The sequence below is a fragment of the Lysinibacillus sp. A1 genome, assembly GCF_000801965.1.
GTDB lineage: Bacteria > Bacillota > Bacilli > Bacillales_A > Planococcaceae > Lysinibacillus > Lysinibacillus fusiformis.
Map to the genome: position 1 here is coordinate 628,204 of NZ_JSZM01000012.1, position 14,644 is coordinate 642,847.

General features: G+C 37.6%; 14 protein-coding genes and 1 pseudogene. 9 read left to right on the plus strand and 6 right to left on the minus strand.

Annotated features, from left to right (window positions below; translation table 11 throughout):
• Window positions 1–175: 175 nt before the first annotated feature.
• The 3 genes from PI85_RS12560 to PI85_RS12570 all read left to right on the plus strand — a co-directional run bounded on the left by PI85_RS12560 (window position 176) and on the right by PI85_RS12570 (window position 3,323).
• On the plus strand, window positions 176–1,522 hold the full coding sequence (locus tag PI85_RS12560) for a sodium-dependent transporter (RefSeq protein ID WP_036124286.1): 1,347 nt from the start codon (window positions 176–178) through the stop codon (window positions 1,520–1,522).
• A gap of 191 nt (window positions 1,523–1,713) precedes the next feature.
• Complete coding sequence (gene glnA, locus PI85_RS12565) at window positions 1,714–3,048, plus strand: type I glutamate--ammonia ligase (RefSeq protein ID WP_036124288.1); 1,335 nt, start codon at window positions 1,714–1,716, stop codon at window positions 3,046–3,048.
• 77 nt (window positions 3,049–3,125) lie between these two features.
• Window positions 3,126–3,323, plus strand: a complete 198-nt coding sequence (locus PI85_RS12570) for a hypothetical protein (RefSeq protein ID WP_036124290.1) — start codon at window positions 3,126–3,128, stop codon at window positions 3,321–3,323.
• A 20-nt stretch (window positions 3,324–3,343) separates the two neighbouring features.
• On the opposite strand, the pseudogene PI85_RS12575 reads toward PI85_RS12570, so the two are convergent.
• A pseudogene (locus PI85_RS12575) lies at window positions 3,344–3,721 on the minus strand (NUDIX hydrolase).
• A 196-nt stretch (window positions 3,722–3,917) separates the two neighbouring features.
• On the opposite strand from PI85_RS12575, the gene PI85_RS12580 reads away from it, so the two are divergent.
• The gene (locus PI85_RS12580; protein WP_036124292.1) at window positions 3,918–5,213 is read left to right on the plus strand and encodes a transcriptional regulator; all 1,296 of its coding nucleotides are present in this window, start codon (window positions 3,918–3,920) and stop codon (window positions 5,211–5,213) included.
• Between the two features lie 34 nt (window positions 5,214–5,247).
• Here PI85_RS12580 and PI85_RS12585 read toward each other — a convergent pair whose 3' ends face one another.
• Complete coding sequence (locus PI85_RS12585) at window positions 5,248–6,654, minus strand: M20 family metallopeptidase (RefSeq protein ID WP_036124293.1); 1,407 nt, start codon at window positions 6,652–6,654, stop codon at window positions 5,248–5,250.
• Window positions 6,655–6,680: 26 nt separating this feature from the next.
• Complete coding sequence (locus PI85_RS12590) at window positions 6,681–7,919, minus strand: MFS transporter (RefSeq protein ID WP_036124296.1); 1,239 nt, start codon at window positions 7,917–7,919, stop codon at window positions 6,681–6,683.
• Between the two features lie 283 nt (window positions 7,920–8,202).
• Here PI85_RS12590 and PI85_RS12595 point away from each other — a divergent pair, with 283 nt between their 5' ends.
• Both PI85_RS12595 and PI85_RS12600 read left to right on the plus strand, forming a co-directional pair.
• Complete coding sequence (locus tag PI85_RS12595) at window positions 8,203–9,066, plus strand: AraC family transcriptional regulator (RefSeq protein ID WP_036124298.1); 864 nt, start codon at window positions 8,203–8,205, stop codon at window positions 9,064–9,066.
• A gap of 167 nt (window positions 9,067–9,233) precedes the next feature.
• Entirely contained in the window at window positions 9,234–9,737 is a 504-nt protein-coding gene (locus PI85_RS12600) for a pyridoxamine 5'-phosphate oxidase family protein (protein WP_200878331.1), read from the plus strand.
• A 45-nt stretch (window positions 9,738–9,782) separates the two neighbouring features.
• Here PI85_RS12600 and PI85_RS12605 read toward each other — a convergent pair whose 3' ends face one another.
• A complete protein-coding gene (locus tag PI85_RS12605; RefSeq protein WP_036124300.1) occupies window positions 9,783–10,289 on the minus strand; it encodes a GNAT family N-acetyltransferase in 507 nt (168 codons plus the stop codon).
• Between the two features lie 134 nt (window positions 10,290–10,423).
• Between PI85_RS12605 and PI85_RS12610 the strand changes: the two genes are divergently transcribed.
• Window positions 10,424–11,194 carry a GNAT family N-acetyltransferase gene (locus tag PI85_RS12610; RefSeq protein WP_036124302.1) on the plus strand — a complete coding sequence of 257 codons (771 nt, stop codon included), beginning with the start codon at window positions 10,424–10,426 and terminating at the stop codon, window positions 11,192–11,194.
• A 35-nt stretch (window positions 11,195–11,229) separates the two neighbouring features.
• On the opposite strand, the gene PI85_RS12615 is transcribed toward PI85_RS12610, so the two are convergent.
• Window positions 11,230–11,493, minus strand: a complete 264-nt coding sequence (locus PI85_RS12615; RefSeq protein ID WP_036147556.1) for a coat protein — start codon at window positions 11,491–11,493, stop codon at window positions 11,230–11,232.
• A 184-nt stretch (window positions 11,494–11,677) separates the two neighbouring features.
• On the opposite strand from PI85_RS12615, the gene PI85_RS12620 reads away from it, so the two are divergent.
• Entirely contained in the window at window positions 11,678–12,727 is a 1,050-nt protein-coding gene (locus PI85_RS12620) for a DUF418 domain-containing protein (RefSeq protein WP_036124304.1), read from the plus strand.
• Between the two features lie 96 nt (window positions 12,728–12,823).
• Here PI85_RS12620 and PI85_RS12625 read toward each other — a convergent pair whose 3' ends face one another.
• Window positions 12,824–13,297, minus strand: a complete 474-nt coding sequence (locus PI85_RS12625) for a YbaK/EbsC family protein (protein WP_008174582.1) — start codon at window positions 13,295–13,297, stop codon at window positions 12,824–12,826.
• A gap of 194 nt (window positions 13,298–13,491) precedes the next feature.
• Between PI85_RS12625 and PI85_RS12630 the strand changes: the two genes are divergently transcribed.
• Window positions 13,492–14,640 (plus strand): PstS family phosphate ABC transporter substrate-binding protein, encoded by a 1,149-nt coding sequence (locus tag PI85_RS12630; RefSeq protein ID WP_036124305.1) that lies wholly within the window; start codon window positions 13,492–13,494, stop codon window positions 14,638–14,640.
• Window positions 14,641–14,644: the final 4 nt, after the last annotated feature.

The window sequence follows — 14,644 nt, forward strand, 5'->3', positions numbered from 1 at the left end:
CTAAGCCTCGAGGGATGAACTCGAGGTTTTTTTATGGCGGAATATAGAAAGAAAAATAGAAAAAGGTAACGGGTTGTCAAAATATAACTAGTTCTTTTTTAGTAATACCTAGTCGAAAGCTATATTTTCATGTAAAATTAGAGAAGAGTTTAGAAAGTTAGAGGAGTTTGAAGAGATGAGTGGAAAAAAAGGACAGTGGTCTAGTAAGTTAGGATTTATTTTAGCATCAGCAGGTGCTGCAATTGGACTAGGAGCGATTTGGAAGCTCCCGTATGTAACCGGACAAAGTGGAGGAGGCGCGTTTTTCTTAATCTTTGTATTGTTTACATTATTAATTGGGCTCCCGATGCTATTATCTGAATATATTTTAGGACGAGGTACACAGTCAGAGGCAATCACTGCCTATAAAAAAATTGCTCCTATGAAAAAGGGATGGGCATGGATTGGCCGCATGGGTGTTCTCGGATGTTTTTTATTACTAACATTTTATAGCGTTGTCGGTGGCTGGATTTTTATTTATAGTGGGCTAGGCGTAGCGGGTGCTGTCATTGATCCGGCTATTGATCCTGGAGAACTATTTGGAAAAATAATTGAGACACCTTGGATTACAATTGTAGGTTTGGCTTTGTTTACATTAGCAAACGTACTTGTTATTTCATTAGGTGTCCAAAATGGTATTGAAAAGGCGAATAAATGGATGATGCCATTGCTCTTTATTATGTTCATTGTCCTAGTGATTCGTGCTGTCACATTAGATGGCGCCATGGAAGGGGTAAAATTCTTTTTATGGCCTGATTTCTCAAATATTACCGGAAAAGCCTTATTAGAAGCTTTAGGGCAATCCTTCTTTGGGTTAGCCGTTGGATTTTCTTGTCTTGTTACATATAGTTCCTACCTCAAAAAAGATGTGAGTCTACCGAATTCAGCAGGCTCCGTCGTTATGCTAACGGTACTTGTTTCATTTTTAGCTGGACTAGCTATTTTCCCGGTCGTTTTTGCTTTTGATTTAGAGCCGGCAGCTGGGCCGGGCTTGTTATTTATGGTGCTACCGACAGCATTTAGCCAAATGCCATTTGGGGAAGTATTTTTAGCGATGTTTTTATTATTATTCTTATTTGCCACATTAACGTCCTCGTTTAGTTTATACGAAATTATTGTTGCGGCATTTATGGAAAATAGTCAGAAGTCTCGTCTGGTATGGACTTCATGTCTTGGTGTAGTTGTCTTTCTTGCGGCCATCCCAGCATCTCTTTCCTCTAGCCTGCTAGCGAATGTATCGGTTTTTGGAAAGAATATTTTTGATGCAACTGACTTTTTAGTATCAAACTTAATGCTGCCATTGGGGAACTTGTCCATTGCAATTTTTATTGCATATGTAGTAGATAAAGAATTTGTGAAAAGAGAACTGCTAATGGGAAGCCAGATGGGGCAGGGGTATTATTCGATTTACAGGATGTTAATGGTAATCATAGTACCAGCTGTCATTCTCGTAGTGTTCGTTAATATGCTATTACAATTTTAAAAATATATAAGGTGTATCCATTTAGTCAATGGGTACGCCTTTTTTATGTATCGAAAATCAAGATAAATATATTCTAAAAGAAAGATGTTATAAAACCTTACATACATATTGCTAAAAATAAAAAAATGATGTATTTTAAAAGCAGTTATAAAAAAAGTGTGTTAATTAAATTTACATTGGAGTGGTGGAAAATGAAACATTATACAAAAGAAGGTATTATACGCCGAGTAAAGGAAGAAAATGTGAAGTTTATTCGCCTACAATTTACTGATATATTAGGAACGATTAAAAATGTAGAAATACCTGTGAGTCAATTAGAAAAAGCTTTAGACAATAAGGTTATGTTTGATGGCTCTTCGATTGAAGGCTTTGTACGTATAGAGGAATCTGATATGTATTTAAGACCAGATTTTAATACATTTGTCATTTTTCCTTGGACAGCTGAAAAAGGTAAGGTCGCGCGTCTTATATGCGATATTGCAAGGCCAGATGGGTCACCATTTGAAGGAGACCCACGCTCTAATCTAAAGCGCGTTTTAAAGGAAATGGAGGAGTTGGGTTTCACTTCCTTTAACTTGGGCCCAGAGCCAGAATTTTTCCTTTTTAAGCTGGATGAAAAGGGGCATCCGACACTTGAGCTAAATGACAGCGGAGGTTATTTTGACTTAGCTCCGACAGATTTAGGGGAGAATTGTCGTCGGGATATTGTTTTAGAGCTAGAAGGGATGGGCTTTGAAATTGAGGCTTCTCACCATGAAGTAGCACCTGGACAGCATGAAATTGATTTTAAATATGCTAGTGCCATTGAAGCATGCGACAATATTCAAACATTTAAATTAGTCGTAAAAACAATTGCTGCACAGCATGGGCTACATGCAACATTTATGCCGAAGCCACTATTCGGAGTTAACGGCTCTGGTATGCATTTTAATCTTTCGTTATTTGAAGGGGATAAAAATGCATTTTATGATGAACACGCAGAACTTCAATTAAGTGCAACAGCTCGTAGCTTTATGGCAGGAATCATCCAGCATGTACACGGATTTACGGCGATTACGAATCCACTTGTTAATTCTTATAAACGATTAGTCCCAGGCTATGAGGCTCCATGCTATGTTGCGTGGTCTGCTCAAAACCGTTCACCACTTATTCGTATACCAGCAGCTCGAGGATTATCAACTCGTGTTGAATTACGTTCAGTTGATCCAGCGGCGAATCCTTATTTAGCAATGGCTGTGATCTTGGCTTCGGGGCTTGATGGCATACGCAAGGATTTAACGCCTCCAGCAGCGGTAGATCGCAATATTTATAAAATGACAGGTCCAGAGCGTGAATTAAATGGCATTGATAGCTTACCATCTTCATTAGAGCATGCGTTAATTGAATTAGAAATGGATTCAGTTGTACGAGATGCTCTAGGTGATCATATTTATGAAAAGTTTAATGTTGCCAAAGAAATCGAATGGGATAAATACCGCACACGGGTCCATAACTGGGAGCGTGAGGAATATTTAACGATGTACTAAAAAATATTGGAGCTAAAAAGCTCCAATATTTTTATACTGACTTTCATACCCTTTATTAAGGAAAAGGGGTGTGGGTAATGACACAAACGACTCAAGTTGTGACAATTCAAAACAATGATATTGTGCAATTTGAACATGATATTAATCGGGCTTTATTAGATTTAAGTTACTTTTTCATACTTGATATCAAATACAATACCCTCTATATCGGAGAACAAACGGTCATCCATTCTGCCTTAATTATTTATCAACATCCAGAAGAGAACAGCCAGTAATTTTATATGTAAAAGGATGGTCATGTCGAGAAGACGTGACTTTTTTTATGGAAATAAAGATAAGAGAAATGATCGATCTTCTGGGAATGTCAATGCTAGTCGTGCAACATCATCTTTAGATTGCCATGCGATATCATAAATTAATTCGTCAGGATCATGAATAGTCATTTGTCCACCAATGACGACGGTTTCAAAGTAATGGACTTCTACAACTGCATTATTTTTTCTATAAATTTCCTTGATGATAGTAACTGTATAGCCTGTTTCTTCGTATACTTCGCGAATACAGCATGACTGGAAATTTCCAATGCCTCCTTTCCACCTGAAGGTACAGCCCAAGTTTTTTCTTCCTCCTTTGATCCTTGCAAAACCATTAATAAACGATTTTCTGCGTTCATACAAATAGCGGCAGAGCCTTGCCATTTAACCAAATGAATAACCTCCCAACTACCTTGTCAATTCTATTTTTACTTAAAATGGTATTGTTGTAAATCATGTAATAGCTTTTATATGAAATTTATATGCATTCTATATGGTTTTGATATAATATAATTATCAAATTTTTCATGTGGATTGAACAGAGGAGGGGTATTCTTGAAAATACGATTAGGTCTTATAGGTCCTTCAGACTCAATTGAATTTGTTGAATCTGTCCTGAAAAATTGGCCAGAATTTATATGTACATCGATAGAATGTCTAACAGAAGAGCATTTAGAGGAGAAAATAACTCCGCTACTTAAGGAAGAAATGGATATGTGGTTATGTACAGGGCTAATTACATATAACATTGTACAAAGCTGGAGTCAGCTAGAAACACCCATTTTTTATGTTGTTTATAAAGGCTCATCCTTATACAAAACGGTATTAAGAGTACTATATGAACGGAAAATTGAGGTCAATGAAATTAGCTTCGATGCTGGTAATAGTGTTACATGGGAGCAAGCTTTAGTAGAGGCGGGTATCGAGGAAAAACCAAAATTTGTTGAGTCAGACACGATTTCATTAAATGAACTTGTCCAATATCATTTTAAACTGTGGGAAAGTGGTCAAACAAAGGCAGCCATTACAGGTCATCCTATACATCATGAATTACAACGTCTTGGTGTACCAACTTATCGTTTATTTCCATCCTCTATGGCAGTAGAAGCGGTTATCACAAATATGCTACGGACATATGAAATGCTTCGGTATAAGGCTACACAAATTGCTGTTCAAATTATTGAGATTGATCCTTTTTTAGAGATGGCTAAGGATAACTTCTCAACGAATGAGCTATTTAGAATCGAGCTAAAGATGATGGAGCATTTACTGACCTATACAAAAAGTATTCATGGCTCCATTAAGTCCACGAGTTTTGGGCGGTATATCATATTTACGACTAGAGGATTAATGGAAGACATTACGAGGAATTTTAGCCAAATGCCTGATATGGAAGATTTCACATTGCTGGATCAAGAGGCGATGACTTGTGGAATTGGCATTGGACAAACGGTTTATGATGCAGAGATAAATGCGGGTAATGCCCTCCTTCGTGCCAAGGAATGTGGAAAGGGTTCATGGATGGTTTGTTTTGATAATAAAAAAATAGCTGGACCATTAGGCAAGCCGGAGCAGCTTACCTATTCCTATACGTCAGAACAATTAGAAACACTTAGTCAAGAAACTACACTTAGTGTCATGACCTTAAATAAACTGAAGTCCTCGTTGAAAAAATTAGCCAGTGATGAACTGAATGCCAATGAACTCGCTACTTATATGCAAATTCCTGCAAGAAGTGCCCGTAGAATATTAACGACACTTGAGGAAAAGGGGTTCGCTGAAGTAGTTGCTGAGGAAAAACCTCATACAAGAGGACGTCCACGCAAAGTTTATAAAATTTTTCCATTGTAAAAGAGAGTCCTTGTAACAGGGACCCTCTTTATTTTTAAGAACGAATTTTGTATTGCTTGACATCTGATGGAAGAGGGCTTGTATACACCTCGCCAGCCCGGCGATCAACCAATTCCGCTTGCGCTTGTTCAATCAGCTCAGGCTGCTGAAGAATATCTAGTGCGGTGGCAGCCAAAATTTTTCCTGCGTGAAGCATGCCTTTATGTGCCAATGAAGTTGTCCCTGTAGCTACAATTTGCCAAGTATGAAGCGGTGTTCCTAGTGGTTCACATGCCGTCATACATTGAGCAGTTGGGACAATCCAGCTGACATCTCCGACATCTGTAGAGCCAGCCATAAATGCATCGGACATAAACGGATCGATGACATCAGCTATTGCTTTCCCAGCAAGCTTTTGATTTCTTTGAACATCCATCTTCTTTTCCTCTTCAGATAATGTTTCGCGAATAGCCTCCGCAAAATGAAGTTCCGCATCTGTATAGGATGGTGTGCCTAATTTTACAAAGTTATCATACATAACTTGTTCCAATGTTGTATTAGGAATTACATTCGAGAGAGCTGAGGCAAGATCAATGTCTACCTCTGTTCCCGTCATAAGGGCTGCACCACGAGCAATATCACAAATACGTTGATAAATATCGTCTGTTTGAGATACTCTTGGAGCTCGAACAAAATACAATACTTCTGCCTCTGCTTGTACGACATTTGGAGAAGAACCACCTGTATTTGTAATGGCGTAATGTACACGTGCCTCTGGAATAATATGTTCGCGTAAATAATTAACTCCAATATTCATTAGCTCTACAGCATCAAGAGCACTTCTACCTAAGTGTGGACTAGCAGCTGCGTGAGCACTTTTCCCTTTAAATTTAAAATACACTTCGTAACAGGCAAGGGTCGCAACAGACATAATATTATTCGTCGTACCTGGATGCCAAGATAGGGCAATATCTACATCATTAAAAATGCCTTCTCTGGCCATAAATGTTTTGCCACCACCAATTTCCTCACCAGGACATCCATAATAGCGCACTGTTCCAGTTATATTATTTTCTTGCATATAATCACGGAGTGCAATGGCTGCCGCTAGAGAGCCAGTACCTAATAAATTATGACCACAGCCATGCCCATTGCCGCCAATTTGTTGTGGATTAGGCTGCGCTATTCCACCATTTTGGCTTAAACCAGTAAGAGCATCAAACTCGCCTAAAAATGCAATGACGGGTTTTCCACTACCAAAAGAACCAATGAAGGCGGTTTCAATATTGGCCACACCTTGTTCCACTTCAAATCCTTCCTCTGCTAATGTTTGACATAATAGCTTGGCCGACTTGAATTCTTCAAAACCTGTTTCAGCATATTCCCAGATTTGATTACTGACTTCAATTAACTTTTCTCGTTTATCCTCAATAATTTGCGATAATCTACTTTGACTAGTCAAAGAAACTCACTCCTATTTTCCATATTTTAAGCTTGATCAATTAAACTACTATTCTTAGACGGAATTTTATATAATGCAGCACAAATTATAACGATCACCAAGGCTCCAATAAGGAAGAAGAATGCGGCTTGGAATGATCCGCCGAAACCATCAATTAGAGCACCCATAGCTGTTGGTGCAATAAAGCCTGCCATACCACTAGCAAAATACATCATTCCTAAAAACGAACCAATAATTCGTTGTGCAACATACTTAAGAGGAATGGCTAGTATGGCCATTGAAATTGCTGAATCACCAATGGAGAAAAGGCTCTGATAGGAAATAGCTACTTGAATACTAGATGCATTAAACATCAAATATAAGCAAATGCCAGACACTATCGCACCAACTAAAACGATTATTTTTTCTTTTCCAGCCAAAGCTTTATCGATTAAGAACCCTGTGACAATTGCAGCTATTAATCCACAGGCTTGTGGAATCATGGCAAGTGATCCTACTTCTCGTAAATTTAAATGTCGAGTTTGCTCCAAATAGGAAGGTAACCAAGAAGAGAAGCCCCAATGGACAGTACTTGAGCAAAAATACATGATGACTAGAATCCATAAAAATGAACTTTTATAAAGTTCTTTTATTGGACGATCAGGCGAATTACCCACAGCTGCGTCCTGTTGCTTGTCAAGCTTTGGTGGATTGTAATACTTAAAGAGTAAAAGAGTGACGATTAAACCCACACCACCAATAAGGTAAAACATAGTGCGCCATCCCCAAGTATCTGCAATTAAACCAGCTAAATATAAAGCAAGGACACCACCGATTAATTGAGCTGCTAGTAGCATCGACTTTGCCCGTGCCCGAACATCTTTTTTAAATATCTCCGTAATGGCCACGCCGCTACCTGTTGGTAAACCGCCATCCCCTAGACCAAGAATAAAGCGGATAACTAAAATAGCCATAAAAGAGCCAATCATCCCAGTCAGTAGGGAGAAGAGGGAAATCATGAACACTGCAATGACAATGATCTTCCTTGATCCGAACTTGTCAGATACCCATCCAGCAACCAATGTCATTAGTGCGCTGCTTAGCCAAAAGCTACTGATGACCATGCCGCTTTGTGTTTGTGTTAAATGTAATTCTTTACTGATTGGAATAATCGCCACGTTCATGCCGAACAATGTTAATGAATCGACTAACCATGCCAGAAACAGTAGTGAAAAGATAAAATTACGTTTACTAGCACTCATTTGCGTATGTAAAACATTCATCATAATTCTCCTCCTTTGGAAAGATCCCAGCATTACCCTCCTTTTATTTAAGGACAATAAAGGTCTTGTCCGTTATTATAAATATATTATTGTTATTTTTCAATATATTTTGATATTTAGTACAATGGAATTTAGAGGAGAAAGAGTAAAAGCGTATGTAAAATACGAAATGAAGAATTGTGATCGTGATGAAAAACTGCTTCTAAATGTACCTGTCCAAAGTTAGCATAAAAAGACAGGCTGGAAAGCATGAACTATTTTAAGATGTTATCAGGGAGTGAGAGCAATGAGTTGGATTGAGTCGATTCAAAAAGCCATTAATTTTATGGAAGATCATTTATTAGAAAACATAACCATTGAACAAATTGCACTGGAGGTTAATTCATCTGTCTTTCATTTTCAGCGAACGTTTGCGATTTTAACGGATATATCAATTGCAGACTATTTAAGACGGAGGAGATTAACATTAGCAGCTCAGGAATTAATGAATACAGATCAAAAAATAATCGATCTCGCCTACAAATATGGCTATGAAACTCCTGAAGCCTTTACAAAGGCGTTTCGTAAACAGCATTATGTAACGCCAAGTGAAGCGAGAAAGAGGCAAGGACCATTACAATCATACAATCGCCTGGTTATTCAGGTAAGCTTGAAGGGAGCAGAACCAATGAAGTATAAAATCGTAGAAAAAGACAAGTTTCAAGTTGTTGGGGTAAAAAGAACGTACAATTGCCAAGATGGAGAGAATACGCGAGAAATTCCATTATTCTGGCAGGAAATCAATGAGAGTGCCTTCGATCAGCAGCTATATCAATTAAATAATGGCAATATCAATGGGGTACTGGGCGTTTGTGTACCAAATGCAAGCCAAGGACAACAGGGATTCATTGATTACTGGATTGCTACAAATCATGAAGGGGATGTAGGAGAAAATCTATTAACAATGGAAGTGCCTGCATCAAAATGGGTTGTATTTGAGGTACATGGCCCTATGCCAGATGCTATGCAAAATACGTGGAAACAAATATATTCTGAATGGTTCCCATCCAATCCATATGAGCCAGCAGGAACAGCGGAGCTTGAGGTGTACCCTGAGGAAGATGCATATAGTCCTGATTCATACTCAGAAATTTGGATTCCAATTAAATAACGATAAAATAAAGCCAAGAATGCTAAACAAATGCATTCTTGGCTTTACTTATTATCGAAAGAAAAAATATCCTTTTTTTAGGTATCATAAAGATGTGAAATATATATATGTTTTAGACTAAACGATTTTATTTTAATCGTTCCATATTTTGATGAGGGGGTTAAAGTATGATAAGAGGTATGATTCAAAACAAACGGGTAGAAATTTCTAATGATGAAGCACAGCGATTTTTAAAGATGGGGAAAGTAGCGCATGTTGCGACGGTTGATGAGGAAGGATTCCCTTATGTGATTCCATTTGTTTATGTGTATGAGGGAAATGATAAACTTTATTTGCATATCGGTAATATCCGAGAAAGCCATTTTTGGTCCAATATTAAACAAAACCCGAAAATCAGTATAGAAGTAAGTGAAATGGGCGATTTACACCCAGGGAAAAAATACGCTTGTCAATCTGCACTTGTCTACCAAAGTGTAGTGCTATTTGGACAAGTTGTAAGAATTGAAGAGGAGTCAAGGAAGGAATGGTTCTTTGATGCGCTTTTAGAGAAGTATGGTAATCCTGAATGGACATTTGAAAAAGAGGGCTATCCAATTATGCCTAAAATAGAGTTATTCGAGGTACAAATAGAAAAGCTGACGGGGAAAATTAATCACGGCATGTATCACTAAGCAAAAAGCTAAGACTGGTTATCTAACCATTCTTAGCTTTTTATATTACCCTTTACATAGTGTGTATACTTGTAAATGTTCTTCAGTGCTATCATAGCCCTGTAAAATAAAATTCAATTTCTGTAAGACTTTGATGGAATTACTATTCGCGGCATCGACCTTTGCTACAATTGTCGTGATCTCCAAATGTGTAAAAGCAACATGGATTAAAGCGATAATAGCTTCTGTGGCGTAGCCCTTACCCCAATGAGTCTTCGCCAAGTCATAGCCAATTTCTGCGGTAGCTTTATCGAAATCTATGTTATTAAATCCGCAGGAGCCAATGATACAATTGCCTATCTTTTTAATGATCGAATAGCGAATGGCCCTATGTTCATTAGCTAAATGATTGAGTAAGTCAATCATTTCTAGCGCCTGTTCTTCGTGTGTAAAGCTTGAGATATTCATAAATTTGGTCACAGCAGGATCTGACCAAATACCCCATAAACTTTTAGCATCAGCACTAGCCACTTTTCTTAATAATAATCTTTCCGTGTCCATACATTCAATCAATACTTTTACCTCCAAGATTTTAATGATGTTGGATGAAAAATATTGCTATCTGTGCATCATTCAGTCCCTTCAACTAGATCTATATATTATTATAAAATATAAGGTACTTAATGCCAATAAAAGGGGGAAACGTCTTGATAAAAGTTACAGCGAATCATTATCCAATTATTAAACAATACATTCTAAAGGCTCCAACATTTGTTTATAGTATTCTTGATCAATTAATAGAAGGGACAGTCTATGCAGATACAGCAACTTTTCAAACGCTCCTAATACACACAAAATCAGGAATTCATTTTGTATATGGTGATTCAACCACAACTGAGATTGACCGTCAGCTTGCCATTTGCCTCGAGCAATCTGTAGAGAAAGGGAAACGCTTTACCTTATTTTCTTATTCAGAGCAATGGAATACTAAAATTGAACAACTTTTAAATGGGCAGCTTAGAAAATTAGAACGCTATACCTTTACATTTGATAAAAGCTTATATGGTGGGACGGACAAGCAAGAAGTATCCAATTTTGAGGTCATGCCAATTACTCAACATCATATAAATAACGCAATGGAGTTTACATCTGCTTACTATGATGAATATTGGGATTCTACGGCTAATTTCCTGACAAATGGTTTTGGCTTTTGTCTCATACATAAGGAGCAAATCGTCAGTGAAGCCGTCTCTATTTTTAAATCAAATGACTATGCGGAAATTGATATTATGACAGATTCGAAGTATAGAGGTCAGGGATTGGCTAGTTTGATCGCAACAACATTTATCAATCATTGTTTGGCCAATGAGCTAAAGCCATGCTGGGATTGTGATATCTCCAATACAGCATCCATTTATTTAGGGGCAAAGCTTGGCTTTACGGGTCCACAGAAATATGCGATTTATACAAAAAAGTAGCCCACGCTGTTTTCAACAGAACGTGAGCTTCATTGTTAAAAGAATCGATTACGTAGTTCGAATACCCGATTGAATAGTCTTGCATCTCTCGCCATCTTATTGGGTGCCTGCATGTGAGGTCTGAGGCATTTCTGAAATAGTTCATCACAATATCTTATGCTACCGTAACGATCATAACATTCATCATGTTGTTTACAGCAACTATCCACAGCATTTGTGGGCTGTCCTGGTCCCGAGCAACCAGGTCCACAGTATCGATAGCCCGGATAACAGAAACCAAATTTGCGATTTCTTTTCATCGGAGAAACCTCTTTTCTACTATGTTCTTACTATAAAGTATGTTATTTTTTTCGGGAGAATCGGATAAAAAACTATAAAGTTAATCTTTTGATTTGTAAGGTTCCTGTAAGCTTAAAAAAAAATAGTTGTAAGGATGAAGAGTTATGCTTAGCTATAGCATAAAAGATAAGGAGTTATTTGAACATGAATCCATCCGTTACACAAAAAGAACGAATTCTTTCCTTGGACATTATTCGAGGGTTAGCGTTATTTGGTATTTTATTTATTAATGTAGGCGCCTATCAGGTCATAATAGAGGGCGGCCCTATGCCTGATTATAGTGGCATCAATGGAGTGATCGATTCACTTATTGATATCTTTATTGAAAAGAAATTCTTTTCAATCTTTTCATTCCTTTTTGGTGTTGGTTTTTATATTTTTGCATCTCGGGCTGAAGCTCGTGGGGATAAACCGAAACGACGATTTGCCAGACGTTTAGTTGCACTATTGATTATTGGTATCATTCACATTTTCCTGTTTTGGGGTTCAATCTTAGCTATCTATGCAGTTATTGGTTTTTTATTGCTACCATTTTACTCTGCGAAAATTCCAACAATTTGTAAATGGCTTTTTACAATCATTACACTTCATATTCTTGCTATATTAGGTCAAATGTATATACCAACTAGTTCGATAATGGCCACTATTTTAGGTCTTTTAGGGAATGATGCTATCGCTATATTTATTATGTTTTTAAGTGGGTTCTTAGTAGCGAAAGCTGGTTGGATTGGTCATATTGGCGCTCATATCCAACAAATAAAATGGCTGCTTCTTGTTACAGGCCCGTTCTTTATTGGTTTTTCACTATGGATATGGTTTGCCTCACAAGCTGATGACCAACAGTTACAATCTATTATTGGTTTAGGAGTAGTTCCGACAACATATTTTTATTTAGCTTGTTTATTTACTATCCTAGAGAATCGTCAAATAGCGAAAATTTTTCAGCCAATTGGACGTGTGGGACAAATGGCATTTACCAACTATTTAGCCCAAAGCTTTATTGGTATGGCCATCATCTCGATTATGGGCTTAGAAGTCGTTTCACCATCAGATATTGTCGTAATCGCAAGCATTATTTTTATCATCCAAATTATCTTTAGCATGATTTGGTTCAAATTCTTTTCCATTGGTCCATTTGAAAAGCTTTGGCGCTATATGACATATGGTAAAAAGAATGTGACAAAGCAATCATAAAAGCTCTATGATTTTTTTCAATGATGAAAGAGAATAGGAGAAATAACGAACAAAAATCGGTGAGACTGTTGAAAAGTTTCACCGATTTTTGTTCGTCTAATCATGCCAGCCCTTACAGACATCAATCCATTCTTCATAGGGCGTATAGGTTTCAAGCTCAGAAATAGTAACCTCTATCGCGGAATTACTACTGCCACATGCAGGAAAAACCGTTGTAAACCGTTTAAGGGATTCATCTAAATAAATAACAACACCTTCATTCACGCCAAAGGGACACACTCCACCGACATCATGACCAATCATAGCTTCCACATCATCTTTGCCTAGCATCTTTGCTTTTGTCCCAAACACTGCTTTATATTTGGCATTATCGATTTTTGCATCACCGGCTGCCACAATTAATATAGCGCCATCATTGACAAGAAAGGATAAAGATTTTGCTATGCGGGCAGGCTCACAGCCAAGTGCCTGAGCTGCTAATTCAACAGTTGCAGAGCTCTCCTCTAACTCTTGTATTTTGTGTTCCACATGCCATTGGGCTAAATGGCTGCGTACTTTTTCTATTGCCATATGTACATTCCTCCTAATCATCCAGTTACGCCTTGGCAATTTTTCCATCACCATAGGCATGATCTTGTTTCAAACAGATGTCGAATCAAGATAAATTTAATCTTAACATAATTTTCAGAATATAATGTTGCGAATGCCTGCTTTTTCTAGTACGATTAATTTGAAAGTGTAAAATTACACTGGAGGGTTGCGTCTTGATTAAATTTTTACAAATCGTGAGCATTATGATTGGTTTATCAGTAGTGACAGTAATGGTAGCACTTATTGTCATTCTGAATGGTCATATACACTTTCTACCACTAGTTTATACAGTTCCCGTTTGTTTATTTGTGTTGTTTGTTGGTGGAATATTTAATTGGATACATACAAAAAAGAAAAGGAGATGGTTAATGAGTGTATTAGGTGTAGCAATAGTAATTGCTTTAATACCTCCTATTCAACATTATTATAAGCTGAGTATTCCCACGGTAGATGCAGAAATTGATGTATCTGCCTATCAACCATTTACGCGGGGCAATCAAGTAGTAAAGCCTGACGAAAAAGCCTCCTTACAATTGACAGAGTTATTACCGCGTTTAGATGGAGCCACGGCTATGTATCCTTTATATGCAGCTTTTGTAGAGGCTACTTATCCTGAAGGAGACTACCAGCCATATAACAGTAGGGTCCAAGTGAGCCGTACGCCAGAAGCCTATCAAAATTTAATAGCGGGAAATGTGGATCTTATTTTTGTGGCAGCACCTTCTGCCTCGCAAGAATGGCAAGCAGAAAAAGAAGGACTGACGTTTGATATGACACCAATAGGGCGAGAGGCATTTGTTTTTTTTGTCCATCATAAAAACAGTGTAGATAATGTAACATTGGAACAGGTGAAGAAAATATATACTGGTGAAATAACCAATTGGCGTGATGTAGGCGGTGATGATGAAGCCATCCGTGCTTTCCAGCGTCCAGCGGATAGTGGAAGTCAAACGGCACTAGAAAAATTAATGGGCAACATGCCGATTATGAAAGCACCTTCTGAAAATATTGCCTCAGGAATGGGTGGCATTATCCATGAAGTATCACAATATCGAAATTATAAAAATGCGATGGGCTATACGTTTAGATATTATTCGACAGAAATGGTTCAAAATAAAAAAATCAAATTACTATCTATTGATGGAGTAGCTCCAACTAAAGAGAATATTCGAAATGGAACATATCCTTTAGTATCCGAATTTTATGCAGTCACTGTAGGGGCAGAAAATGAAAATGTTGAAAAGCTAATGGATTGGATACTTACCGATGAAGGTCAAGCATTAGTAGAAAAAGTCGGCTATGTCCCAGTGGAAAATTATTAAATAG

Coding starts and splice junctions, on each gene's coding strand:
- PI85_RS12560 (WP_036124286.1), top strand. CDS start 176: ATGAGTGGAAAAAAAGGACAGTGGTCTAGTAAGTTAGGATTTATTTTA.
- glnA (WP_036124288.1), top strand. CDS start 1,714: ATGAAACATTATACAAAAGAAGGTATTATACGCCGAGTAAAGGAAGAA.
- PI85_RS12570 (WP_036124290.1), top strand. CDS start 3,126: ATGACACAAACGACTCAAGTTGTGACAATTCAAAACAATGATATTGTG.
- PI85_RS12590 (WP_036124296.1), bottom strand. CDS start 7,919: ATGATGAATGTTTTACATACGCAAATGAGTGCTAGTAAACGTAATTTT.
- PI85_RS12595 (WP_036124298.1), top strand. CDS start 8,203: ATGAGTTGGATTGAGTCGATTCAAAAAGCCATTAATTTTATGGAAGAT.
- PI85_RS12600 (WP_200878331.1), top strand. CDS start 9,234: ATGATAAGAGGTATGATTCAAAACAAACGGGTAGAAATTTCTAATGAT.
- PI85_RS12615 (WP_036147556.1), bottom strand. CDS start 11,493: ATGAAAAGAAATCGCAAATTTGGTTTCTGTTATCCGGGCTATCGATAC.
- PI85_RS12620 (WP_036124304.1), top strand. CDS start 11,678: ATGAATCCATCCGTTACACAAAAAGAACGAATTCTTTCCTTGGACATT.
- PI85_RS12625 (WP_008174582.1), bottom strand. CDS start 13,297: ATGGCAATAGAAAAAGTACGCAGCCATTTAGCCCAATGGCATGTGGAA.